Below are 1,195 nucleotides of genomic sequence, written 5' to 3'. Positions count from 1 at the left end.
GGTAATCCCCCCGCTTTTAGCGGTCGCCAAAAGTGGAACTACGCAGCCAGTGCAAGCTTCTGCATTGGCGTGATGCCGCCGAGCGCCATGTTTGGGCGCTCGTGATTGTAAGTCCATAGCCAACGAGTGGCGATGTCCTGGACCTGTTCGATGTCATTGAACAGATTGCTGGCAAGCCAAGCGTAACGCACGGTCCGGTTGTAGCGCTCGATGTAGGCGTTCTGCTGAGGATTGCCTGGCTGGATGTAGAGCAACGCAATGTCTTGCCGCTCGGCCCATGCTTGCAGCGCTTCGCTGATGTACTCGGGCCCGTTGTCGCAGCGTATGGCGCGGGGCTTTCCGCGCCATTGAATGACCTGTTCCAGGCTGCGGATGACGCGCGCCGCAGGCAAGGAGATGTCGACCTCCATCGCCAGTCCCTGACGGTTGAAGTCATCCAGTACGTTGAGCATCCGGAAGCTGCGTCCATCAGCCAGCTGATCGTGCATGAAATCCATCGACCATGTCTGGTTGACCGCCTCAGGCACCGTCAAAGGCTCCGGCACTTCCCGGACGATGCGCTTGCGCGGCTTGATACGCAGATTCAGCTCCAAATCGCGATAGATCCGATACACGCGCTTGTGGTTCCAAGCGAAGCCCTTCACGTTGCGCAGGTGCAGGAAGCAAAGCCCAAAGCCCCAATCGCGGTAGGCGCTGGTCAGCCTGAGCAACCAGTCAGCGATGATCGCATTTTCTTGGCAGGCCTTGGCCTGATAGCGGTAGCAGGTCTGACTCACCTCGAACGTCCTGCACGCATGAACGATGCTGGTGATGCCTGCCTGGACCGCCCGTCTGGCCATCTCGCGACGCTGAGATGGCCTCACCACTTTTTTGAGAGCGCTTCCTTCAGCAGCTCGGCACTGAGCTGCGCATCGGCGTACATCTTCTTCAGCCGCCGGTTCTCGTCCTGCAGTTCTTTTAGCTGGGACACCATGGACGCATCCATGCCGCCGAACTTGCTGCGCCACTTGTAGAACGTCGCTGAGCTGATGCCATGCTGTCGGCAAAGGTCCGGGACAGGCGTGCCGGCCTCGGCCTGCTTGAGTACGGCGATGATCTGGCTGTCGGTGAATCGTGATTTCTTCATGGGATCTCCTCAGATTAGGTTACGAGAAAATTCCACTTCTGGCTGCGGCTAACCTGCGGGGGGATTACC

At 58.7% G+C, this 1,195-nt stretch carries 1 protein-coding gene; it reads right to left on the bottom strand.

Translation table 11 applies throughout. The features are described 5' to 3' along the window. Positions 1 to 38 precede the first annotated feature (38 nt). Positions 39 to 1,126, bottom strand: a protein-coding gene (locus tag AC07WC_RS17750) for an IS3 family transposase (RefSeq protein WP_495211171.1) whose coding sequence is annotated in 2 segments (ribosomal slippage) — positions 39 to 874 and positions 874 to 1,126 — 1,089 coding nt in all. Because the reading frame shifts where the segments join, the coding sequence is not laid out codon by codon here. Between the last annotated feature and the right edge of the window lie 69 nt (positions 1,127 to 1,195).

The sequence above is a fragment of the Stenotrophomonas sp. GW821-FHT01H02A genome, from assembly GCF_059422145.1.
Note: the sequence above shows the minus strand (reverse complement) of the source record. Positions and strands in the feature narration are given on the sequence as shown.